We start from the raw sequence: 18,597 nt of genomic DNA, 5'->3' as shown, positions 1-18,597 counted from the left end.
TACAGGAGCTTATTATCATTATTATTGTTTGAACCGCTTCGCCAGAATATGATCGGCAGATAATATTCCTGCTCCCCAAATTAGGTTAATTAAGATCATTAAACCCCATAGTTGATGATCATAAAATCCTTTTTCCCACAGAACGGGATAAGACACCACGGCCATGATATTGAATATGAATAATATCGCTGCAAATGGTCGTGTAAATAAGCCTAGCGCGATAAAAATAGGAACGATAAGTTCAGTTGCGGTTCCTACATAAGCCGCGATTTCCCAAGGAAGAATAGGCACCTGATATTCGTATTCGAATAAAAAGAGGGTACTGTCCCAGGTTCCTATCTTCACCAGTCCTGCATTAAAGAAAACCCAAGCAACCCAAAGTCGACAGAAAAGCAAAAGGGCAGGTACTGCTAGGCCTTGAAGGTTCTCAACGATCCCTTCATAAGCTCGGTATTTGGATTGGAATGTACTGTTCATATCAACTCCTTAGCTGTGCAAAGCCGGCGATCAGCATTCGATCTACCAATGACGGTATAGAAGGAAGTTGCTGTTCATTGATTTGTGATAACGGTTGCTGGCTTTCGATCGCTCTCAACAACAAAAAGTCATTGTGTTCGAGCTGATGGAAATGAAGGTGTCCATCGGGCGTTGCTTGAACGTAACCATATTGTGGTTGGTTGAGTTGCAACTCATCGAAAGTGTTTTGGTCAATGGCCTCGATAAGGTCGAATATCGAATAATTTGATTCAAAGCTGCGGACGCTGGCTTTAGAAACTAAGCGTATATTTTGTTGCTGTTGGTCGCTCAACTGGCTCAGCGCTGCAAGGGGTTGGTGCTCATTCTCTATTGCGTTGTGAAGAGTCAGTTTAAGTTCATCAGCTAAGGCTTCAAACCTAGCGATCTCTGTGATGTAAGGGGCAGCCTCAATAACTTTTGGAAATGTCGATAGGGTTTGCTCAAACCCTTGCCCATAATCGGATACGTTGCCGCTTAATGAGGGCGTATTCAGTACGTGGGATCGTGCTATCTGTTCAAAACATTCTTCACCCACCAAAGCTAATGTGTAGGGATACATGGCCTTCAGGACATCAGTAAAACTATGCACCACATTGTTTCGATAGATTTGAATGCGCTGTTCATCAGTGAAGTGGTCGCTGTGAATGTGACAGTCAGACACCTCTCCTTGATAGACTAAGGAGCGGGCAAAGTTACTCTGCAGTTGAGACAGGCTGATCATGAGGCTTCCCTCATATCAGCAAACTGCTTTGCAATCACAGATGCTTTTTCGGCCTCACCTAATAGTACCTCTGGTGACGGAATATCCATGTCCCATTCTATTAGGGTGGCAGTGTTTGGGTTGGATTGACTCCATATACGATATAGTTCCCACACCTCATCACACACCTTGGTACTGTGTGTATCAATCCATATCTTTGAGTTTTGTATTTCTTTGACGGTAAACCCAGCAAGATGAATCTCTTGAACCGCTTGTCGGTTGATGGCATTCAGGTAATGAAGCGCATCAAAGCCATGGTTTAATGAAGAAACATAGATGTTATTTAGGTCGAGTAGCAGTTGGCATCCAGAGCGTTGTTGTACTTCGTTTAGAAAGTCCCACTCTGAAATGGTGGAATGATTGAAGCGTAAATAACTGCTTGGGTTTTCGATTAACAGCGGGCGCTTGATGGCATCTTGTACCTGAAGTACATTTCGAACAAACACCTCTAGAGCTTCTTCTGTATAGGGAAGAGGGAGCAGGTCATTAAAATGCACACCGCCATTTTCACTCCAGCTTAAGTGGTCCGAGACCAGTGAGGGTTCGATCTCATCAATCAAATCTACCAAAGATTGTAGATGGGATTTATCTATTTCTCCCACTGAGCCAAGGGAAAGTCCTACGCCGTGGCAAGAGATTTGATGCTGCTGACGAATGTTTCTAAGCTGCTGTCGTGCTGGGGAGTTGATTTCGAAGTAATTCTCACTATGCACCTCTAACCAAGACACATGACCAGGGTTATGCTCAAAGAAGTTGAGATGAGGATGACGTAAACCCACCCCAATACTGTTATGAATCCCTGCATTGTGCATCGTTGTACTCTCCGAAAATTTGCGAAAAAGAGGGGCACGTTTAATAGGTGTGCCCCAGACCTTAAATCTAATTCGTCGCTAGATTACGAAGATGATGTACTACCACCGGCTAGCTTGTCACAAAGCCCTTTAGGCACTACGACAAAGGCGTCTTTTTGGTGATCTTCTTTTGATGTACCCGCACACGAACTTGTTTTCGTTGCGCAGTCATTTTTACCTGCCTTTGATACGCCGTAGCATTTCTCTTTCTCAGCTGCCACTGCATGTGTTGCAGTCAGCATGGTGCCACCTAGAGCTAATAAACCAGTAACTGCCGCTGTAACTGCAAGATTAGACTTTTTCATAATTTCATCCTCGATATGATTCTAAGTTGTCTGAGCAATCGCGGGTTAATGTTAACGGTTTGTTGCGAATGCCTGTTAAATAGGACGGGTTGGATCACGAAAATCTTTCAAAAAAATACAATAAAATGAAGGTTTCAATGTAGGCCATTGAAAATTAAGAGGAATTAATTTTTATTTTTCTACGCATAAACGACAGAAACACAGGTTAGAGATTGTACCTGTAACCCTGTATACTGAGCTTTAATGTATAAATAAACAGTAATTGATTGGAAAGGTACGATGGACGCATCATTATTACTCGACGGGCTCAATGATAAACAACGAGAAGCCGTTGCAGCCCCATTGGGCAACCTATTGATCCTAGCGGGCGCGGGAAGTGGTAAGACTCGAGTATTGGTTCATCGTATTGCTTGGCTGATGTCTGTAGAGCAAGCATCGCCATTTTCGGTTATGTCGGTAACCTTCACCAATAAAGCCGCCGCTGAAATGCGTGGCCGTATTGAAGAACTGATGCAAGGCACTGCTTCTGGGATGTGGAATGGTACCTTCCATGGCATCTGTCATCGTATCCTTCGCGCCCACTACCTTGATGCTAAATTGCCAGAAGACTTTCAGATTATTGATTCTGATGATCAGCAGCGCTTACTGCGACGTTTGATAAAGGCGCAAAATCTAGATGAAAAGCAATGGCCAGCAAAGCAAGCAGCTTGGTGGATCAATGGCAAAAAAGACGAGGGGCTAAGACCTCAACATATCGATAGCTATCACGATCCAGTGACTAAGACCTGGCTACGTATCTATTCGGTATACCAAGAAGCGTGTGACCGAGCGGGTTTAGTTGATTTTGCTGAAATTTTGCTGCGTTGCCATGAGCTTCTGCGAGATAAGCAACATATTCGTGAACACTATCAGGCTCGCTTTAAGCATATCTTGGTGGATGAATTCCAAGATACCAACAACATTCAGTATGCTTGGTTGCGTATGATGGCGAGCCCTGAGTGTAACGTTATGATTGTCGGCGATGATGACCAATCTATTTATGGTTGGCGTGGCGCTAAGATAGAAAACATTCAACGCTTCCTGAATGAGTTTAAGCAAGCATCAACCGTGCGCCTTGAACAGAATTACCGTTCTACTAAGAACATACTTACCGCTGCTAACCATCTGATTGCCAACAACGTTGAGCGTATGGGTAAGGAGTTGTGGACGGATGGCAGTGATGGTGAGCTAATCTCTGTGTATTCAGCCTACAATGAGCTCGATGAGGCTCGCTTTGCGGTCAATAAGATCAAAGAGTGGCAGGATACTGGTGGGGCACTAAAAGACTCCGCAATCTTGTATCGAAATAATGCCCAGTCGCGTGTGATCGAGGAAGCTTTGATTCAAGCTGGGTTGCCTTATCGCATCTACGGCGGAATGCGATTCTTCGAGCGTCAAGAAATCAGAGATGCATTGGGTTACTTGCGCTTAATGTCGAATCGAAATGATGACGCTGCCTTTGAAAGGGTGGTGAACACTCCTACTCGTGGTCTAGGTGAAAAGACGTTAGAAACCATTCGTTTTGCAGCGCGAGATCGTGGCGCAACATTATGGCAAGCCAGTAATCAGCTTCTAGAAGAAAAGGTCTTTGCGGGTCGAGCCGCAGGTGCTCTAGGGCGCTTCGTCGAATTAATTAATGCCCTTGAAGACGATACCGCTTCAATGGAAATGCACAAGCAAACTGACCATGCCATCAAAGCCTCTGGCTTGTTTACTATGTATCAACAGGAGAAGGGCGAAAAGGCTCAGGCTCGCATAGAAAACCTTGAGGAACTGGTCACGGCCACCCGTCAATTTGAAAAGCCTGAAGAGGCGGATGAGATGAGTGATCTTACCGCTTTCCTAACCCACGCTGCTCTAGAAGCTGGCGAAGGTCAAGCTGATGAATTTGATGATGCGGTGCAATTAATGACCCTACACAGTGCCAAGGGTCTAGAGTTTCCTTTGGTCTTCATGGTGGGCGTAGAAGAGGGGATGTTCCCGAGCCAAATGTCATCAGAGGAAGCGGGTCGACTCGAAGAAGAGCGCAGGCTTGCTTATGTGGGAATGACTCGAGCGATGCAGAAACTGTACCTCACTTATGCTGAGATGCGCCGTTTGTATGGCCAAGATAAGTATCACAAGCCATCTCGTTTTATTAAAGAGTTGCCAGAAGCGTGCGTGCAAGAAGTACGTATGAAGGCGCAGGTGAGTCGACCAACCAATAGTGGACGCTTTAGCCAAACGGTTAAGAAAGAAAGCTTTAATGAGACTGGATTTAGCTTAGGGCAGCGGGTGAGCCATCCAAAATTTGGAGAGGGCACCATTATTAACTTTGAAGGAAGTGGTGCGCAAAGCCGTGTTCAGGTGGCCTTTAACGGCGAAGGAATAAAGTGGCTGATTACCCAGTACGCCAAACTTGAGAGATTGTAATTTGAATGAGCCCCAGTGAATGCTGGGGCTTTTTACTTTTTAGGCTAAGTAAAAATCTTTTATGCCTTGCAAAAGGTTGTTCACTGCAACCGCAGCCAGAATCAACCCCATTACACGACTGATGATAGCCGCACCCACGTTGCCAATCCACTTCTGAATATGAGTCGCCCCTAGTAATAAGAATAGGGTGATGAGCAATACGACTAACATAACACCTGCCGTCATAGCCTGATCGATAAAGGCGTGCCTATGGTTATCGGTAAGCATTACGATGGCCATCATAGCGCCAGGAGAGGCGATTGAAGGAATAGCCAAAGGGTAAACGGCCAGATCGGCAAGCTCCGATCGGTTTATCTCTTTCGACATCTTGCTTTCTTGCTCTGGCTTGCTTTCGCCAAAAATCATGGTCAATGCGAATAACAGTAGAACTAACCCACCGGCGGCTTGGAATGCGGGGAGAGGAATTTGCATTGCCTCTAGTAACACTTGTCCCGCAAGTAAAAAGAATAGAAGCACGCCTGTGGCAATCGCTACGGCTTTAATCGCAACTAATCGGCGTTGTTTTTTAGCTAAATGGTGAGTTTGTGAAAGATACACAGGGACTGAGCCAACAGGATCGATGACTGCCCACAGGACGACAAATTGAGTAACTAGGATGCTGAGCAAGAAAGTTATCTCCTAAAGCAAAGATTAAGGGAGGGGGCTTTCTCAGTATATCAGGTGTGGCATGTGGGAAGTTGGGATGAATGAAATATGTGACATAAAGAAAAACCCCGAGAGCTTGCGCTCTTCGGGGTTATAGTCTTACTCGCAGCAATCCGGCTACTAAGTGTGCTCCATGCATCAAATCCATGATAGTGTGCTGTTATCCTTCAGCGTATTCCTTTTCTCGCCATCCTAGCGGTGTCCATATGACCTTATCCTGGTCTGCCAACAATCCTCGTTAGCGCACGTCACTTATTCCTTGAGCGGTGTCCTTTACATCATCCTGATGTTTAGTCCTTGCCTCATCCAGAGGTGTCCATTGTCTTTCCTTAGTAGTAACCATCCTAGCTACTATTGCGTCCATTCAATGTCCAATTTGCTTTCCATGCCGACTATTCATCCTGAATAACCGAATCTTCATCCTGAAGAACACCGAGTCCTTGGTGATTTCCTTTTCCGTGTCAGCTTCCTTCCGACCCTTGTTATATTATGCTTTTTTCATTTTTGCTCAATGGGGTGACAGAAAAAAGATTTTAATCGTAACAACAAATCACAATCTCGCTCTATATAAATCAATGGCTTAGTGTTATCTTGGTCTAATTCCGATATATTTTAACTTCGATCGCGCACATCTTTGTGAGAGATCTCTTACAAATTTCGGGCGGATGTCGTTATTGTCTTACCATCTGATTTTCTCCAATAGCGACACCTTCTCGCCTTGGATCGGCCGCGCCGGTCAAATCTCGCTCAATTTTAATGATGTGTAGGCCTGAATTGAGAGGCTTCAATTTGGTTTTGTAACCCCATTTTTTAAACTGTTGCTCATACTGCTGTGCGCTAGTGTCTTGCTCAAATTCAACTGTGCCGAATCGATTGGAGATGTGGGGCAATTGAACCACCTCCTCTAAAGGTAACTGCCAAGTTAGGTGAGCGATGAGCGCTTGTGCAACATACCCAATGATGTAGCTACCGCCAGGTGAACCAATGGATAAATAAGGAGAGTCATTTTTCAGGACTATGGTTGGTGACATGGAAGAGCGCGGTCTTTTTCCTGGCGCAATGTGATTAGCGATGATCTGACCATCTTGATGATGTTTAAAGGAAAAATCGGTCATCTGGTTGTTGAGTAAGAACCCTCTGACCATGATTCGAGAACCAAAAACGTTTTCTACACTGCTGGTTAAACTGACCACATTTCCTTCGGCATCAACAATATTAAAGTGAGTTGTCGAAGGAAGCTCTATGGATTGGTCATTGGCGTAGTTAAGGGCGATCTCCCAAGGAGGAGACCCAGCACTGACTGATTTTAGAGGCGCTTTGAGGTTTATCATTTCTGCGCGCTGTTTAAGGTAGTCCTCATTGATGAGCCCTTGAGAGGGTACAGACACAAAATCACTATCGGCTAGGTATTTGGCTCTATCTGCAAAGGCCAATTGGGTTGCATCACCGATGACTTTGTAGCTATTTGCGCTGCTTGATCCCCACTCATGCAGTGGGAATTGCTCGGAGAGTTTGAGTATTTGACCGACGGCAATCCCTCCCGAGCTAGGGGGACCCATACCGCAAACATCGTATTCTAGATAGTCCACGCAGATTGGGGTTCGTTCTATGACTTCATATCTGGCAAGGTCTTTCTTTGCTAGCACCCCTGTGTGTTTGGGGTGATTGGCGACTGCTGTAACAATATCATTGGCGATATCGCCTTGGTAAAAAGCATTTTCACCATAGGTGGCCAAAAGCCTTAACGTATCGGCATACGCCTGATTAATCAGTACTTCACCGGCTTGTTTAGCGCTGCCATCTGCATTGAGGAAGTAGGCCTTGCTGTTGGCATCAATGGAGAGATGTTGTTTATCTCTTTCTATTAAACTGGCTAATCGAGGGCTAATGGTAAATCCTTGCTCTGCCAATTCTATTACGGGTTCAATCAGCCTTGGCCATTTGACGCTGCCATGCTTTTGGTGCATTTCCCACAATAGCTTTATCGCACCCGGTGTGCCCACTGACAGACCACTTACGACTGCATCGTAGAATTTTAATGGTTGGCCATCCTCGCCAATAAAGTGTTCAGGCTTGACGGCTAGAGGGGCGGTCTCACGAGCATCGAAAGTGGTGAGGTTTTTTTTCTCACCATCCCAGTATACGAGGAAAGCGCCACCGCCAATTCCTGATGATTGGGGTTCAACTAATCCTAGCACTAATTGTGTTACCACCATGGCATCGACCGCATTACCGCCATCATTGAGCACTTGGGCTGCATACTGGCTAGCGATGGGGTTTGCAGCTGTAACCATCCACTCTTTGCTTTGTTGGGCTTTCTTAGTTTCCCAACCGGTAGGGGTTTCAGGTGCGACCGCATCGCTGGCTTGATTGGCGATGACCGTTGAAGATGCCACGCAGGCTAGAGTGAGTAGGGATAGTGTTCGAAGAATCATTGGGTTGCCACGCTGCTACAGTAAAGTACTGAAAGCGTGGCATTTAATCATGATTTTTCAAATGAAAATGAACACTTTGAGAGAGAAGTTATAGGAGTTGAGTGATCGCTTGCCAAAGAATGGCTGTACCTAAGACGGAAAACAGCAAGCAACAAATGATATCGATATAGATGGCAACGCGAGCGAGCACTTGCTGCAACCTTTTTGTCGATAAAGCCCACGCCAATAGTGCGAACCAAAACAGCGACAGGCTCCAAAGGATGACTAGTGCCGCGACTTTGCCTTCTACAGACATGCTTGCTGGAACCAATGTCGACATCAAACTGACGAAGAATACTAAGGCTTTAGGATTCAATAGGTTAGTGGTCAAGCCTCGAGTGAAGGCTTGCTTCTTGCTATTGAGGGTAAAATCCTTACCCGGTTTTTTGTCTACCGCAGGCTTTCGAATACTTTGGATTATCGACTTTATACCCGTTAATCCGAGGTAAGCAAGGTAGCTACCCCCCATAAGCTGAAGCACAAGAAACAGCGTTGGGTGTGAATGAACGAGGTAGCTGATCCCTGTTAGGCTGAGGATTGAGTGAATAAGAATGCCAATAGAAAGACCAAACGCAATAGCGATGCCCGTTTGTCTTCCGTAGCGTGTTGAATTCTGTACCACTAAAGCAAAATCAGGGCCTGGGCTCATTAAGGCAATAAAATGTACGCTAGCCAGAGTCAGTAACACATTAACTTCGTTCACTTTCTATTGCTCCTAGCGTTTTTGATTCCATCGAAGCTAAATACTACCAAAGCCGCCCAAATGAATAAGAAGGTCACGGCTTTATTGATACTAAAGTGCTCACCGTAGACGGTGATCGCCAAGATGAACATCAGGCTTGGACCTATGTATTGGAAGAAGCCTAAAGTCGATAGCTTGATACGAGTCGCCGCGCCGGTAAAGCAAAGTAGTGGTGCGGTGGTTATCGCTCCTGCGAGCAAGAGTAGTGTGTTTAAATCCCAGCTGTTGTTAAACATGTTGGAGGTATCACTATGGGTAAAGAAGGCCCAATAAATGACAGCCAGTGGCAGTAACAGCAGGGTTTCAACGAACAAACCTGTTTGGGCATCAAGGTTTACCTTCTTTCTTAACAACCCATAGCCACCAAAGCTGCAGGCCAATGCAAACGAGATGTAAGGAATAGAGCCAAAGGCAATCAGCTCAATAGCAACGCCACAGAATGCCAGAGCAACAGCGATCCACTGTACCGGTCTTAATCGTTCGCTCAGAAACACCATCCCAAGCATGACATTGATGATAGGGTTTATGTAATAACCGAGACTTGCCTCTAGCATATGATTGCTGTTGACGGCCCAGATAAAAATAAGCCAGTTCACTCCGATTAAAAGAGAGGTGGTGATCAAATAAACGAGCTTGGTTTTACTTTTTAATATTTCTTGAAAGGAACGCCACCCTTGTCCAAAGTGGATCAGACCAGCCAGTAAAAAGAAGGACCAAATGATTCGGTGCATCAGTATTTCAATGGCAGGAACCGAAGATAACGCTTTGAAATATATAGGCGCAATTCCCCACATGGTGTATGCCATTATGGCGAAGATGACACCTTGTCGAGTGCGTTGTTGAGCTGGGTTATCCATAGATTCTCAAGATACTGTTCGGAAAACAGCAGAGTATAGAGAGCGTGCTCTCTAAGAGCCAGCAAAATGCGGTTTGCATCCTAGATCATCCCCTTTACAATGTAGCGCTGACTCATCATCCACTACTCACAGGTAATACATCCTACATGTCCACCCATTTGTCTATGATTGAGGAATCCGATACTCAAATAACACCGCAGCGCGTGCTGGAGGATGTGTTTGGCTATCAGGAATTTCGCGACGGCCAACAACAGGTGGTGGATGCTGCACTCTCTGGAAAGGACTCTTTGGTTATCATGCCTACCGGTGGTGGTAAGTCTATGTGTTACCAAGTGCCTATGCTGGTGGCTTCTGGAATGGGCTTGGTGATATCACCGCTTATCTCATTGATGAAGGACCAAGTTGACCAATTGAAAGCCAATGGTGTGGCTGCCGAGTGTATCAACTCAAGCATGACTCGTGAGGAGTTGTTGTCGGTGTATAACCGTATGCATCAAGGCAAAATAAAGTTGATCTATGTATCGCCAGAACGTGTGCTCATGCATGAGTTTATGGAGCGTTTGCAGCACTTAGAGATCAACCTTATCGCCATTGATGAAGCGCACTGTATCTCTCAGTGGGGGCATGACTTTAGGCCTGAATACGCGTCTTTGGGTCAGTTAAAACAGCAATTTAGCCATGTACCCTTTATGGCGTTGACCGCTACAGCAGACGATACAACGCGACTCGATATTAACGGCCGACTGCAACTCGATGACCCTCTTTGTTATCTAGGCAGCTTTGATAGACCCAATATTCGCTATACCTTGGTAGAAAAAGCCAAGCCAGTCGCTCAAGTGATTCGCTATCTCGCGACGCAGAAAGGTCAGTGCGGCATCATTTATTGTGGCAGTCGCAAGAAAGTCGAAATGGTGACGGAAAAACTCTGCAATAACGGCATTCGAGCCATGGGCTATCATGCGGGAATGGATCCGGATGAGCGCGGCTACGTGCAAGAAGCGTTTCAAAAAGATGATATTCAGATCGTTGTCGCCACCGTAGCCTTTGGTATGGGAATCAATAAACCGAATGTGCGCTTTGTTGTGCACTTTGATATCCCAAGAAACATTGAGTCCTACTATCAGGAAACCGGTCGAGCAGGGCGAGATGGCTTGCCCGCTGAAGCGATGACCTTGTATGACCCATCCGACATCAACTGGTTGCGACGCATGCTTGATGAAAAAGAGGATGAACAGCAGAAAAAAGTCGAGATGCACAAGTTAAACGCAATGAGTGCCTTTGCTGAAGCACAAACCTGCCGTCGACAAGTCCTGCTGCATTATTTTGGTGAGTATCGTGAGAAAGCGTGTGGTAACTGCGATATCTGTATCGATCCGCCAAAAACCTTTGATGGTACTGAGGCTGCACGAAAGGCGCTCTCTTGTGTGTATCGTGTTAATCAGTCCTTTGGTATGGGGTATGTGACAGAAGTGCTTCGTGGTATGCAGAACATACGTATTCGCGAGAACGGTCATGACAAGCTAACGACTTATGGTATAGGTCGCGATAATAGCCATGACTACTGGGTGAGTGTTATGCGTCAGTTGGTGCATAAAGGCATGCTGACTCAAAACATTGCACGAAATTCAACCTTGCAGCTGACAGAAGAAGCCAGACCGTTATTACGTGGCGATATGGAATTAGAGCTTGCTGTGCCTAGGCTGGATCTCACGGTTTCTGCCAAATCCGACAAGACCCCAACCAAACACTACGATAAGAAGCTGTTTGCAAAATTACGTAATCTTCGTAAGCGCGTAGCTGATGAGGAAGGCTTACCTCCTTATGTGGTGTTTAACGATGCTACCTTGATTGATATGGCTGATATCCTGCCTACTTCGTATGGTGAAATGCTGGCCGTAAATGGAGTGGGGCAACGCAAACTCGATAAATACGCTGATGCCTTTCTCGATCTAATTCAGGAGCACATTACTGGTGTCTAGTTTTACTCTTCGTCATTTTGACTCTCAAAAAGGTCGCCTTTCCTTGGTCACGTCATCGTTTGATCATGATGACTTTCCTTCAGTTGGACAGCAATTTATCGACCTTATCAGTGCCACAGTATTGGAAAAGCAGCAAGATGCTGACCTTCACTCTTGGTTGATTGACTTCGAAGGTTGTCAGTTAATGTTGCGCGCGGAACACTATAGTGAATCCATGTGGTTGGAGGCGCTATCTGCTGGCCAATCGGAAGAAGAACTGCAATACCTCGCTGGACTGGTAGCAAAGGGTATTTAGTTAGAAAGGTTTCACATGAAACCATAGTGCTGTTCATGTATTGCACAATCTGAATCGTTATGTATAATTCCGAGCCCGCCATTTTGGTGGGCTTTAAATTTTGAGATGAAGCGACTTGCTTCGAATGGGTTCCCTCGCCCCCATCTACTAAAAAGGTACAATATGAACCGTTTTAATCCATCGCAACTGCGAAAAGCGCTTTTCTTTTTAGCGTCATTCCACCTGATCATCATTGCCTCGAGCAACTATCTCGTTCAACTGCCATTTACCGTTTTTGGTTTTCACACCACTTGGGGCGCGTTTACGTTTCCATTTATCTTTTTGGCAACAGACCTGACCGTTCGCATCTTTGGTGCTGCACTTGCACGTAGAATTATCTTCTTGGTAATGCTGCCTTCGCTAGTAGTGTCCTATTTTCTCTCGGTAGTATTCTTTGAAGGGCAGTTTCAAGGTTTTGCTCCGCTTGGAGAGTTCAACCTGTTCGTGGCCAGAATCGCTATTGCTTCATTCATGGCTTACTTGCTAGGACAAATCTTGGACGTGCATGTATTTAATCGCCTGCGTCAAATGAAGCAATGGTGGATTGCCCCAACGTGCTCCACTTTATTTGGTAATGCATTAGATACCTTAGCTTTCTTTAGCATCGCTTTCTATAACAGCCCTGATGCGTTTATGGCGCAACACTGGCAAGAGATAGCGCTAGTGGACTATGTGTTTAAGCTTGTAATTAGCTTGGGCTTGTTTGTTCCTATGTACGGTGTCTTGCTCAATTACTTGATTCGAAAACTGACGACCGAATCAGACCAAAGAATCGCTGCACAGGCATAGAATATCGCAAAAAAAAGAGCTCCCTAGGGAGCTCTTTTTTTTATACTGAGTGTTAGTACTTGGTACAGAACTGCGTCCATAAGCGGTAGGCTTCTTGGTCGGATAATTGCTTATCTTTTAGTTTGGTAAAGAGTAACACGGCAATAGACGCTACCACGTGGTTAGCCATCTGAACCTTGTCAGCCTCTATCGTGCCAAGAGGGCACTGTTTTGGGCTGACGATTTGTTCGTTGTACATCTCTTTCCAGTAGTGCGAATGTAAGCCCTTACTATCACTTGTCCAAATTGTCTGGCTTACCTTTGGGTTGTACTCAGACTCACCGGATACTCCTTTAAAGGAGGCAATAGAGCAGTTCGAGTGACCTATGTTTGTTTCGATCTCCGCATGCAATTCCTGAAAGCCTGGGTGGAAGCTGCCTCTAACGCCATACTTTGCGCTACCAGGGTTTAATCCTCTCACTACAGTATTTATCGGAGTTCTCAAGCCGTAGCGCTTCTTCCAATCAAGCATCTTCTCTGCGATAGGAGCAAAGTGGGATAGAGGCAAGTAAGCGATGTTTGAAGATTGCAGTAGTGAAGTAGCATGCTCAATATCGCGCGCCGTTTCGATATTCAATGGCTGCAAATAGTGTTGGCTATGCACGCGGTCTGATCCTGTATCAAGATGACCATGGATCAGCACCTTATAACCCTCGTCTGCGAGAATAGAGGCGGCGATCAGATTCCAGGGCAGGGATTGTTGATTGCCATTGATATCTTGTTTGCTTTTCTTTCCTGCATAACAAGGCCAATCAATATCGACTTCGATTTTTGGTAATCGCTGGTGGAAGGCCTTGGTAAAGCCGGCAATCTCTGCAGCTGTCTCATTGTTAACTCGAATGAGCATCATCAACATCGCCATTTGATCATCGTCGATCTGACCGTCAAGATATTGATCCATCACCGTAAAGGCTTGATCAAATGAGAGAGGTTTACGACCACGCTCTCCTCGGCCAACACAGCGGATGCACTCCAATATAATGCTCATTTCTCAAGCTCTCCTTGCTTCGATTTTGTTTTCAAAATATTTGTCTGTAAAAAAGCCCAGTTGGATAAACTGGGCTAGATAAATTATATCTGCTTGATTTGCAAAGGCCAGTTTTGGTCTGACTGCCGATTGGCTTCAATCTCTAGTTCAGCAACGGTCAATGGATTGGCGTTACACCAACTTGCATCAATGGATAAACAAAGTTGTTTACTTGTCGCTTGCAGTTCCACTGAGGGCTGCAGATTCACATTGCGCCTATGGGTAAGTAGCACTGACAAGCGTAGAATTCTTAAGATGTTTTCTGCGCTTTGTTTACTGACGGCCTGCTGCTCAGGTAAAGAGGACAAAGCATCCTTATAGCGTAGCGTAACGTCGGCAAGTAGATTTTTCTGTGCTCGCGTATAACCCGGTAAATCAAGGTGTTGCAGTAGGTAGGCATTATGTTGACCTGCCTTTTTAAAATCGATAGTCAGTCCAATTTCATGTAACTGAGCAGCGGCTTGTAGCAATTCTATTGCGACAGGCTCAGGCAGAAACTCACTACCACATTGATTGACTAGCTTATTTGCGGTCTCGGCAACCTGCTGTGCATAGTCTTGATCGAGCTGAAAGCGCTGTTGAACGCTGGTTAAGGTTCGCTGACGGATGTCTTCTTGATGCAGTTCGGTGATCATTTCATAGACCATGCCTTCGCGAAGCGCGCCGCCGGCAAGAGTCATTTCATCAATGTCTAAAAGCTCAAAAATGGCCAGTAAAATAGAAAGACCACTAGGGAAGACAAGGGCTCGCTCAAGGGTGAGACCTTCGATCTCAAGCTCTTCTAAGGCATGAGCTCGCATGGCTTGTTTCTGTAGGCGCTTTAACTTGGAGTGAGTAATCACTTCGTCCATGCCTTGCGCTAGCATTATCTCTTGCAGTGCTTGAACGGTTCCGCTAGCCCCTACACACAAGTCCCAACCTAGCTCTGTATATTCATTCAGAACCGGGCTTAGAGTTTGCTTGGCGGCCTCAATGGCGCGGTGGAAATTGTCAGCGGTGAGCTGTCGGTCGTTGAAGTGTTGCTCTAACCAAGTTACGCAGCCCATTTGCAGGCTGTTAAGTACCTTAGCGTCAAAGCCTTCACCGATAATCAGTTCGGTACTGGCGCCACCAATATCAACAACGAGACGCTTACCTTTACCACCAGAGGTGTGAGCAACCCCTTTATATATAGTGGCAGCTTCTTCATTCCCAGAGATAACCTGAATATCTTTACCCAGAATCTGATTGGCTTTATTCAAGAACTCATCAATATTGGTTGCGACACGAAGCGTGGCGGTTCCGACAATACGAATGTTTTGTTCAGGGATGTCTTGTAAGCGTTCAGCAAATAGAGACAAACAGTCCCATCCTCTTTGCATTGCTTCCTGACTTAACGCGTTGCTACTGTCTAAACCAGCAGCGAGGCGAACCTTGCGCTTAATCTTCGCCATAGTGCGAACGCTTCCATGTACGTGCTTTACAACAAGCATATGGAAGCTATTCGAGCCAAGGTCAATGGCGGCATAAAGAGGAGATGAGTCTGTCATAACCTAAATTAGCTGTTTCCTGATTATCTGTTATGTGGCCTAGATGGTCTGCTGCGTCGCTGATTATTATTGCGACCTTGAGGTTTTCCACCACTTTGACGACGGGTGTTTGGTGAGCGTTGAAGACGAATTGGTCTCGGCAACTCTTGAATCAAAGCTTCAGGGTCATAGTCTGATGCTGGAATTGAGTGATCGATGTATTCTTCGATTGCAGGTAGGTTAACTGCATACTCTTCACAAGCAAAACTGATTGAATGACCGCTTTCACCAGCACGTCCTGTACGGCCAATACGGTGAACATAATCTTCAGCGTCATCTGGTAGGTCGTAGTTAAATACGTGCGTAACCAGTGGAATGTGTAGACCACGTGCAGCAACATCAGTCGCAACCAAGAAGTCTAATTCGCCTGTAGTAAATTGCTCTAGAATTCGTTCGCGTTTTTTCTGCGGAATGTCACCTGTTAAAAGACCCACACGGTGCTCATCGGCTGCTAGGTAACCCCAGACTTGCTCACATTTGTATTTTGTATTGGCAAAAATGATCGCTTTTTCAGGCCAATCTTGCTCAATCAAGGTCATAAGCAGAGCGATCTTATCTTCATTTGAAGGGTGGAACAGCTCTTCTTCGATACGGACGTTGGTGCGACGCTCTGGTTCTACTTCCACATGCTCAGGATTGTTCATGTGTTCGAACGCAAGTTCTTGCACTCGGTAAGAAAGGGTTGCAGAGAAAAGCATGTTAAGACGATCTTTTGGCTCTGGCATACGACGGAACAAAAAGCGAATGTCTTTAATGAAACCCAGGTCAAACATACGGTCAGCTTCGTCAAGAACAACAGCTTGGATATGATTAAGGTTAAAGGCTTTCTGCTTGAAGAAATCGATGATACGACCAGTAGTACCGATCAAGATATCAACACCTTGTTGTAGCTCATTCAGCTGCTTGTCGTAGCTTTCACCACCATATGCAAGCGCAGCTTTAAGGCCGGTGCTTGCAATCAAAGCTTCAGCATCACGATGGATCTGAATAGCCAACTCACGCGTTGGTGCCATAATAATGGCGCGCGGTTGGTTCACTGCTCGAGACTCATCGGCAGGGTTTTTAAGTAGGTAATCGAAAGTAGCGGTTAGAAAGGCTAATGTTTTACCAGTACCCGTCTGAGCTTGCCCCGCAATGTCTTGGCCAGTGAGCAGTACTGGCAGCGCTAACGCTTGAATCGGAGTACAATACTCAAATCCTTTTGTTTGCAATCCAGTGATAATATCTGGGTGCAAATCGAAGTCGGCGAATTTTTGCTCTGTGATGTGTGTCTTTTTCATGAGCATAGAATATCAGCTTACGCTTGCATTAAGAAAGGAAATCCATTCCAATAGGCAATCTAATTGCCGATAATCATCGGATCGGCATCAGAAAATTGATTTGGAGCTAAAGATGAGCGATAAGATTTTGCAGCTTTCTGACGACGGTTTTGAAAGTGATGTAATAAAAGCTGCAGGCCCTGTGCTGGTAGATTTCTGGGCAGAATGGTGTGGTCCATGTAAAATGATTGCCCCTATTTTGAATGAAATCTCAGAAGAGTACGCTGGTAAACTTACTATTGGTAAGCTAAATATCGATCACAACCCAGCAACGCCACCAAAATATGGCATTCGTGGTATCCCAACATTACTGTTGTTTAAAGACGGCAATGTAGCGGCAACCAAGGTAGGTGCGCTTTCAAAGACTCAGCTTAAAGAGTTCCTAGACGCAAATATCTAAAATGAGAAAAACAAATTAACCGTGTATTTTTTAATGCACGGTTTTGTTTTTTCTAGAAGCTAGACTAGGCTTGTTTTTAGTGCTAGTTTATTGCACGTAAATCATACAATTTTCCTTTTCTTGGTCGATCCTGAGACCAAATCTCTCTAACTAACACATACAGATCCTATTTTGACTACTAAATCTAATACAAAGACCACCGAAAAATCGACCACTATGAATCTAACAGAGCTGAAGAACAGACCTGTCTCAGACTTAGTGAAACTTGGTGAGAGCCTTGGTCTTGAGAATCTTGCTAGATTGAGAAAGCAGGACATCATATTTTCTACGCTAAAAGCGCACGCTAAAAGCGGAGAGGATATCTTTGGTGACGGCGTCCTAGAGATTCTACAAGACGGATTTGGTTTTCTGCGCAGCTCAGACAGTTCATATCTAGCTGGCCCAGATGACATTTATGTATCGCCAAGTCAGATTCGTCGCTTTAACCTGCGTACAGGTGACAGCATTGCCGGTAAGATTCGCCCGCCTAAAGATGGTGAGCGTTACTTTGCATTGCTTAAGGTTAATACCGTTAACCACGATAAGCCTGATAACGCACGTAATAAGATTTTGTTTGAAAACCTGACTCCACTGCACGCTAACGAGCGTATGGTAATGGAAGTAGGTAACGGTGCGACTGAAGATATTACAGCTCGTATCCTAGATTTGGCTTCACCGATCGGTAAAGGTCAACGTGGCTTAATCGTTGCTCCGCCAAAAGCGGGTAAGACAATGTTGCTGCAAAACATCGCCCAAAGTATTGCCCGCAACCACCCAGAGTGTGAGTTGATGGTATTGCTTATCGATGAGCGTCCAGAAGAAGTAACTGAGATGCAGCGCCTGGTTCAGGGCGAAGTAATCGCTTCTACGTTTGATGAGCCAGCGTCTCGTCACGTACAGGTTGCTGAGATGGTAATCGAGAAAGCGAAACGTCTAGTTGAGCACAAGAAAGACGTTGTTATCCTTCTTGATTCAATCACTCGTCTAGCGCGTGCTTACAACACAGTAATCCCTTCTTCAGGCAAGGTTCTAACAGGTGGTGTGGATGCGAATGCACTTCACAGACCTAAGCGCTTCTTCGGTGCGGCTCGTAACGTAGAAGAAGGCGGTAGCTTAACTATTATTGCAACTGCTTTGGTAGATACGGGTTCTAAGATGGATGAAGTTATCTACGAAGAATTTAAGGGTACAGGTAACATGGAACTGCACCTAAACCGTAAGATTGCTGAAAAGCGTGTCTTCCCTGCGATTGATTTCAACCGTTCAGGTACTCGTCGTGAAGAGTTGCTCACTAAGCCAGATGAACTTCAGAAGATGTGGATTCTTCGTAAGATCGTACACCCAATGGGTGAGACTGATGCGATGGAGTTCCTGATTGATAAGTTGGCAATGACCAAAACTAACAATGAGTTCTTCGACGCTATGCGACGTCAATAGCAGAT

17 protein-coding genes are annotated in these 18,597 nt (G+C 45.4%); 6 read left to right on the top strand and 11 right to left on the bottom strand.

Going from position 1 to position 18,597, the window contains the following annotated elements:
• Positions 1-21: 21 nt before the first annotated feature.
• The 4 genes from A6E01_RS12880 to A6E01_RS12865 all read right to left on the bottom strand — a co-directional run bounded on the left by A6E01_RS12880 (position 22) and on the right by A6E01_RS12865 (position 2,432).
• Entirely contained in the window at positions 22-477 is a 456-nt protein-coding gene (locus tag A6E01_RS12880) for a DoxX family protein (protein WP_017027090.1), read from the bottom strand.
• Between the two features lies 1 nt (position 478).
• The gene (locus A6E01_RS12875) at positions 479-1,237 is read right to left on the bottom strand and encodes an HvfC/BufC N-terminal domain-containing protein (protein WP_017027089.1); all 759 of its coding nucleotides are present in this window, start codon (positions 1,235-1,237) and stop codon (positions 479-481) included.
• Positions 1,234-2,088, bottom strand: coding sequence for an MNIO family bufferin maturase (gene bufB / locus A6E01_RS12870; protein WP_065210321.1), 855 nt, complete (start codon positions 2,086-2,088; stop codon positions 1,234-1,236). The genes A6E01_RS12875 and bufB overlap by 4 nt, the downstream gene beginning before the upstream one ends.
• 83 nt (positions 2,089-2,171) lie before the next feature.
• Complete coding sequence (locus A6E01_RS12865) at positions 2,172-2,432, bottom strand: BufA1 family periplasmic bufferin-type metallophore (protein WP_017027087.1); 261 nt, start codon at positions 2,430-2,432, stop codon at positions 2,172-2,174.
• Positions 2,433-2,711: 279 nt separating this feature from the next.
• On the opposite strand from A6E01_RS12865, the gene uvrD reads away from it, so the two are divergent.
• Positions 2,712-4,883 carry a DNA helicase II gene (gene uvrD, locus A6E01_RS12860; protein WP_017027086.1) on the top strand — a complete coding sequence of 724 codons (2,172 nt, stop codon included), beginning with the start codon at positions 2,712-2,714 and terminating at the stop codon, positions 4,881-4,883.
• Positions 4,884-4,922: 39 nt separating this feature from the next.
• Here the strand turns inward: uvrD and A6E01_RS12855 are convergent, their stop codons facing one another.
• From A6E01_RS12855 to rarD, 4 genes are all read right to left on the bottom strand, one after another.
• Positions 4,923-5,549, bottom strand: a complete 627-nt coding sequence (locus A6E01_RS12855) for a MarC family protein (RefSeq protein ID WP_017027085.1) — start codon at positions 5,547-5,549, stop codon at positions 4,923-4,925.
• A 710-nt stretch (positions 5,550-6,259) separates the two neighbouring features.
• The gene (gene ggt / locus A6E01_RS12850; protein WP_065210320.1) at positions 6,260-8,023 is read right to left on the bottom strand and encodes a gamma-glutamyltransferase; all 1,764 of its coding nucleotides are present in this window, start codon (positions 8,021-8,023) and stop codon (positions 6,260-6,262) included.
• An 88-nt stretch (positions 8,024-8,111) separates the two neighbouring features.
• Positions 8,112-8,765: a LysE family translocator gene (locus tag A6E01_RS12845; RefSeq protein WP_065210319.1), complete on the bottom strand. Its 654-nt coding sequence runs from the start codon at positions 8,763-8,765 to the stop codon at positions 8,112-8,114.
• Entirely contained in the window at positions 8,762-9,661 is a 900-nt protein-coding gene (gene rarD / locus A6E01_RS12840) for an EamA family transporter RarD (protein WP_065210318.1), read from the bottom strand. The genes A6E01_RS12845 and rarD overlap by 4 nt, the downstream gene beginning before the upstream one ends.
• Before the next feature lie 164 nt (positions 9,662-9,825).
• Here rarD and recQ point away from each other — a divergent pair, with 164 nt between their 5' ends.
• From recQ to A6E01_RS12825, 3 genes are all read left to right on the top strand, one after another.
• On the top strand, positions 9,826-11,640 hold the full coding sequence (gene recQ, locus A6E01_RS12835; protein ID WP_017032906.1) for an ATP-dependent DNA helicase RecQ: 1,815 nt from the start codon (positions 9,826-9,828) through the stop codon (positions 11,638-11,640).
• Complete coding sequence (locus A6E01_RS12830; RefSeq protein WP_017027079.1) at positions 11,633-11,935, top strand: DUF3630 family protein; 303 nt, start codon at positions 11,633-11,635, stop codon at positions 11,933-11,935. Before recQ ends, A6E01_RS12830 begins: the two co-directional genes overlap by 8 nt.
• Positions 11,936-12,097: 162 nt before the next feature.
• Positions 12,098-12,763 (top strand): 7-cyano-7-deazaguanine/7-aminomethyl-7-deazaguanine transporter, encoded by a 666-nt coding sequence (locus A6E01_RS12825; protein ID WP_017027078.1) that lies wholly within the window; start codon positions 12,098-12,100, stop codon positions 12,761-12,763.
• Positions 12,764-12,815: 52 nt separating this feature from the next.
• On the opposite strand, the gene A6E01_RS12820 is transcribed toward A6E01_RS12825, so the two are convergent.
• From A6E01_RS12820 to rhlB, 3 genes are all read right to left on the bottom strand, one after another.
• Positions 12,816-13,790 carry a glycosyl transferase family protein gene (locus tag A6E01_RS12820; protein ID WP_017027077.1) on the bottom strand — a complete coding sequence of 325 codons (975 nt, stop codon included), beginning with the start codon at positions 13,788-13,790 and terminating at the stop codon, positions 12,816-12,818.
• A gap of 83 nt (positions 13,791-13,873) precedes the next feature.
• Complete coding sequence (gppA, locus tag A6E01_RS12815; RefSeq protein WP_065210316.1) at positions 13,874-15,358, bottom strand: guanosine-5'-triphosphate,3'-diphosphate diphosphatase; 1,485 nt, start codon at positions 15,356-15,358, stop codon at positions 13,874-13,876.
• Positions 15,359-15,381: 23 nt separating this feature from the next.
• Entirely contained in the window at positions 15,382-16,677 is a 1,296-nt protein-coding gene (rhlB, locus tag A6E01_RS12810) for an ATP-dependent RNA helicase RhlB (RefSeq protein ID WP_026026055.1), read from the bottom strand.
• Between the two features lie 112 nt (positions 16,678-16,789).
• Between rhlB and trxA the strand changes: the two genes are divergently transcribed.
• Both trxA and rho read left to right on the top strand, forming a co-directional pair.
• Positions 16,790-17,116, top strand: coding sequence for a thioredoxin TrxA (gene trxA, locus A6E01_RS12805; protein WP_017027074.1), 327 nt, complete (start codon positions 16,790-16,792; stop codon positions 17,114-17,116).
• A gap of 216 nt (positions 17,117-17,332) precedes the next feature.
• Complete coding sequence (gene rho / locus A6E01_RS12800) at positions 17,333-18,592, top strand: transcription termination factor Rho (RefSeq protein ID WP_017027073.1); 1,260 nt, start codon at positions 17,333-17,335, stop codon at positions 18,590-18,592.
• The last annotated feature ends 5 nt before the right edge of the window (positions 18,593-18,597 follow it).

It is taken from the genome of Vibrio breoganii, assembly GCF_001677275.1.
Classification (GTDB): domain Bacteria; phylum Pseudomonadota; class Gammaproteobacteria; order Enterobacterales; family Vibrionaceae; genus Vibrio; species Vibrio breoganii.
The sequence above is the reverse complement of the archived record's forward strand: the minus strand, read 5'-3'. Positions and strand labels throughout refer to the sequence as shown.

Coding starts and splice junctions, on each gene's coding strand:
- A6E01_RS12880 (WP_017027090.1), bottom strand. CDS start 477: ATGAACAGTACATTCCAATCCAAATACCGAGCTTATGAAGGGATCGTT.
- A6E01_RS12875 (WP_017027089.1), bottom strand. CDS start 1,237: ATGATCAGCCTGTCTCAACTGCAGAGTAACTTTGCCCGCTCCTTAGTC.
- bufB (WP_065210321.1), bottom strand. CDS start 2,088: ATGCACAATGCAGGGATTCATAACAGTATTGGGGTGGGTTTACGTCAT.
- A6E01_RS12865 (WP_017027087.1), bottom strand. CDS start 2,432: ATGAAAAAGTCTAATCTTGCAGTTACAGCGGCAGTTACTGGTTTATTA.
- uvrD (WP_017027086.1), top strand. CDS start 2,712: ATGGACGCATCATTATTACTCGACGGGCTCAATGATAAACAACGAGAA.
- ggt (WP_065210320.1), bottom strand. CDS start 8,023: ATGATTCTTCGAACACTATCCCTACTCACTCTAGCCTGCGTGGCATCT.
- rarD (WP_065210318.1), bottom strand. CDS start 9,661: ATGGATAACCCAGCTCAACAACGCACTCGACAAGGTGTCATCTTCGCC.
- recQ (WP_017032906.1), top strand. CDS start 9,826: ATGATTGAGGAATCCGATACTCAAATAACACCGCAGCGCGTGCTGGAG.
- A6E01_RS12825 (WP_017027078.1), top strand. CDS start 12,098: ATGAACCGTTTTAATCCATCGCAACTGCGAAAAGCGCTTTTCTTTTTA.
- A6E01_RS12820 (WP_017027077.1), bottom strand. CDS start 13,790: ATGAGCATTATATTGGAGTGCATCCGCTGTGTTGGCCGAGGAGAGCGT.
- gppA (WP_065210316.1), bottom strand. CDS start 15,358: ATGACAGACTCATCTCCTCTTTATGCCGCCATTGACCTTGGCTCGAAT.
- rhlB (WP_026026055.1), bottom strand. CDS start 16,677: ATGAAAAAGACACACATCACAGAGCAAAAATTCGCCGACTTCGATTTG.
- trxA (WP_017027074.1), top strand. CDS start 16,790: ATGAGCGATAAGATTTTGCAGCTTTCTGACGACGGTTTTGAAAGTGAT.
- rho (WP_017027073.1), top strand. CDS start 17,333: ATGAATCTAACAGAGCTGAAGAACAGACCTGTCTCAGACTTAGTGAAA.